Here is a 4,033-nt window from a genome sequence, read left to right as displayed (position 1 = left end):
AAATACAGGGTTCTATTGTGAGACATGCTACCAGATCTGTTAGAAATTGATACATTGCTGCAGACCTGATCAAAATAAGATTGGCGACCTTCTTAAGGAAAGAATCCATCTTGGCTGGAGATGACAGCATTCGCGGTTTGCGAGAGGCCCTTGCTCAGACACCCGACAACGTCCCTCTGCGAAAACTGCTGGCAGAGACGCTGCTGGGTTTCGGGCGCGCGGATGAAGCCGAACAGGAATTCCGCGAAGCCCTCTCTCGCGATCGGAACAATGCGGAACTGAAGCTGGGACTGGCGCGCGCGTTTGAGCAACAGGGAAAATCGTCCCACGCGATTGTGATCGTCGAACAACTGATTAAAGAACGCGATACCCCCGCAGCCGCCTACCTGCTCCATTCGCGATTACTCTTTCAACAGGGGGATATTGAGTTCGCGGTGACGGAGTACCGTCGCGCCGTCAGCGAGGACGAATCGCTGCGCGACCCTGTCTTCGCTGCCGAACTGGGAGTCGACGCCGATGAAAAGTCAGACGTCGTCGAGGGGAAAGTCCGAGCGGCCTGGAACGGCGAAGACGACTCCTCGTCGCCGTCCCTCAGTTCCGTCGAGCGCCCGAAGATCAACTTTGGGTCGGTCGGCGGCATGGACGCCCTCAAAGAAGAAATCCGCATGAAGATTATCTACCCGCTGCAGCATCGCGAGATGTTCGCTGCCTACGGGAAGACGATCGGCGGCGGAATCCTGATGTACGGCCCCCCGGGCTGCGGCAAGACGCACCTTGCACGCGCCACGGCGGGCGAGATCAATGCCGAATTTATCTGCATCGGGATCAACGATGTCCTGGATATGTGGATCGGAAACAGCGAGAAGAAGCTGCACGAGCTCTTCGACTATGCCAGGTCGCATCAGCCGTGTGTCCTCTTCTTCGACGAAGTGGATGCCCTGGGTGCCAGTCGTACAGATATGAAGACGAGTGCCTCACGGCATCTGGTGAATCAGTTCCTGGCGGAACTCGACGGCGCCAAATCGTCGAATGAAGGGGTGTTGATTCTGGCAGCGACCAACGCACCCTGGCACCTGGATCCGGCATTTCGGCGTCCCGGCCGATTCGACCGTATCCTGTTCGTTCCACCACCCGATGAACCGGCTCGCGCAGACATCCTGCGATTGCACCTCACGGGCAAGCCGGTCGAGACCATTGACCACGGACAGGTGGCTCGAAAAACAAAGGACTTCTCCGGGGCTGACATGAAGGCCATCGTCGATCAGACGGTCGAAGCAAAGCTGCGGGAAGCAATGAAAACAATGCGGCCCATTCCCATCACAACCGGGGATCTGGTTTCCGCAGCCGCCAGCCTGAAACCCTCGACAAAAGAATGGTTCACGTCAGCCCGCAATTATGCGCTGTATTCCAACCAGGGTGGTCTGTACGACGATATCCTCAAGTACTTGAAACTCAAATGAGCATCCACATCAGTCGTGCGCAACTTCTGTACCAGCAGCATCGCTACAGCCTGGCCGAGGACGAGCTGCGGTTGGCCCTGGCGGAAGGGACCGATGCGCCCACCGCGCACGCGTTGCTCGCCCTGTGCCTGTACATGCAGGACAAGCTGGACGAAGCGATCACGGAAGCGGAAGCCGCGATCGGGGAGGCACCGCAACAGGCCTTAGGCTTCTATGCACTCGCAGCAATCCAGCGACATCGGCGGCGCTGGAAAGAAGCCCGGACAGCAATTGAAGAAGCCATTCGCCTCGAACCCTGGGACGCAGATCACTTCGGTATTCTGGCGAGCATCGAAGCGGGACAATATCGCTGGACGCAAGCGCTGGAGGCGGCCGAACAAGGGCTGGAATGTGACCCGGATCACGTCAACTGCAATAACATGCGCGCCGTTGCACTCGTCAATCTCGGTCGTAAAGACGAGGCCGGCCAGTCCATCGACGCCACGCTGAGCAGGAATCCCGAGGACGCCGTCACGCACGCCAATCAGGGATGGACGAAACTGCACCAGGGGCTTCCTGCTGACGCCGCGACGCATTTTCGCGAAGCCTTACGGCTGGAACCGAATCTGGAGTGGGCGCGGCTGGGCATGGTAGAAGCCATGAAGGGGCGGTTCTTCCTTTACGGCTGGTTACTGAAATTCTTTCTCTGGATGACCCGCTTCCCTCCCAATGTCCGATTCGCCCTGGTCCTGGGAATGGTTTTCGGCCAGTTCGCCCTCACAAGCCTCATGCGAATGGCCCCCTTACTTCAGCCACTTGCCGGTCCCCTGGCGATTGCCTACGTACTGTTTGTCTGGATGACCTGGACCGCACCCTCGTTGTTCAATCTGGTCCTGCAAATGGATTCGTTCGGCCGGCTGATTCTCAGTCCGAGCGAACGCCTGGAATCAATGCTGATCGGGGCCTGCCTGCTCCTGGGTCTGCTGGTCGCTTCGGTCTCTTTCCTTTACGACCTCGCAATCGCCCCGGTCTTCTGGAAAACGGGACTGTTGTATCTGGGGCTGATGCTACCGCTGTCCGCCACCTTTCGGCAGAGTCCTGAACATCGAACGCTGTTCGCCGTCTACACATTGGGCGTCGCGATCTGCATTCTGATGGCGACCTACACGACCTGGGATTTCGCAAACAGAATCAACCCGGTCCTGCGTGAGCCAACACTCCCTCAGGAACTGGAACAGCACATCAGAGCTGCGGGGGCAAAATCATCACAGTGGTTCCGATATTCCGTCTGGGGAATCGTCCTCTCAACCTGGCTCAGTGCCGGATCGAGTCTCAGATCAGGTCGAAGCTGAGTGAACACGCCCGTTCCGCTTCGAACCGATTCAGGTATCTGCCTCGCCACAGAGTTAGTCCGTCGCTGGTCGTCAATTCGAAGTGGCAGCCTTCCCCAAGCCCAAGGACACGACAAGCGTTCCCCACCGGTGCAGACGAGCCGCTAGCAGAGAAGACGGTGGCAGCGTCGCCAATTGCAGAATCCTCAGTAGCAGAATCGACTGTCTCGGCGGAATCGACGGTAAGGTCCAGAATCGACGGTACAGCAGCCAGGAGGGAAGGGGACGACGAAGGAGTCCGGCTCCTGGGGGTGGAAGTGTCGGCCAAATGACTTATTGATTGAGGAGATTCCATTGAGATACGTCACAACCGCAATGTTCCTGTCCATGTCCCTGTCCGTGGTATTCACCACTGGCTGCGACACGCGGAACCAGCTTCCCGACGTTCCGCATCGAGTGACACGGATCGAAGACTCCGACGAGGAAATGAACGCGGCGATGCAGAAAGCCAAGGAGACATTCCACCAGTTCGAAAAGAACTGGCAGCGGCTGGATATTGAAGGTTACAGCATCAAACTGGGCCTCAAAACAGATCACGATGGACTGGAACACATCTGGTTTACTCCCATCAAGATTGACCCCAACCAGATTACCGCGACCTGCGCAAATGACCCCGTCGAAATCGCGCGTCTCAAGTTCGGAGACACCGTCAAAGTCGATCGGTCTGCCGTGTCGGACTGGATGATCCACGAAAACGGAAAATGCTACGGGGGCTACACCATCCGCGTCCTCGCCGAACGGGAACCCGACCACGCCCCACCCCTGATCTACGCCGACTACCCCGAGTAACGCAACATCCAATCGCCGCAGCATCCGTCGCGATATTTCTGCAAGGAACAGAGAATCCATTGCGTGCGGATAAGCCGACAATAGCAACAGAAAGATTATGGCCGAGCGACAGCGTCAGCAGATTACCGCAATCATGCGGTCCCTATTCGGCCTTTTATCCTTTGCTATGGGAAAGCGGAATTAAGCTGAGCTGCCACAGTTTCCAGGTCCATCGCCTGGTTCTCAGATTTCAGGGAGCCACCAAGTATGTCGTTGAAGACAAGCCACAGCGAGTCTGCATCTCGAGTGAATGCCCAGCAACGCGCATCAGGACCATGGAACTTCTTGGTCGGGGTCCATCCTAACTTCTGCAGAGCCATCACGAACCCTTCAAATTGGTCCCAATCTTCCAGCTTTGGCAAGGCGTATTCTTTC

General features: G+C 57.1%; 4 protein-coding genes. 3 read left to right on the top strand and 1 reads right to left on the bottom strand.

Going from position 1 to position 4,033, the window contains the following annotated elements; all coding sequences use genetic code 11:
- Positions 1–110: 110 nt before the first annotated feature.
- The 3 genes from VGE80_RS06380 (at position 111) to VGE80_RS06370 (ending at position 3,619) form a co-directional block, all read left to right on the top strand.
- The gene (locus VGE80_RS06380; protein WP_440592074.1) at positions 111–1,460 is read left to right on the top strand and encodes an AAA family ATPase; all 1,350 of its coding nucleotides are present in this window, start codon (positions 111–113) and stop codon (positions 1,458–1,460) included.
- Complete coding sequence (locus tag VGE80_RS06375) at positions 1,457–2,791, top strand: tetratricopeptide repeat protein (RefSeq protein ID WP_440592073.1); 1,335 nt, start codon at positions 1,457–1,459, stop codon at positions 2,789–2,791. The genes VGE80_RS06380 and VGE80_RS06375 overlap by 4 nt, the downstream gene beginning before the upstream one ends.
- Before the next feature lie 333 nt (positions 2,792–3,124).
- A complete protein-coding gene (locus tag VGE80_RS06370; RefSeq protein WP_440592072.1) occupies positions 3,125–3,619 on the top strand; it encodes a DUF2314 domain-containing protein in 495 nt (164 codons plus the stop codon).
- A 164-nt stretch (positions 3,620–3,783) separates the two neighbouring features.
- Here VGE80_RS06370 and VGE80_RS06365 read toward each other — a convergent pair.
- Positions 3,784–4,033: hypothetical protein (locus VGE80_RS06365; RefSeq protein ID WP_440592071.1), on the bottom strand; the 250-nt coding region annotated here is incomplete at its 5' end.

It is taken from the genome of Schlesneria sp., from assembly GCF_036405755.1.
In the GTDB taxonomy this organism is placed as follows: domain Bacteria; phylum Planctomycetota; class Planctomycetia; order Planctomycetales; family Planctomycetaceae; genus Schlesneria; species Schlesneria sphaerica.
Note: the sequence above shows the minus strand (reverse complement) of the source record. Positions and strands in the feature narration are given on the sequence as shown.

Coding starts and splice junctions, on each gene's coding strand:
- VGE80_RS06375 (WP_440592073.1), top strand. CDS start 1,457: ATGAGCATCCACATCAGTCGTGCGCAACTTCTGTACCAGCAGCATCGC.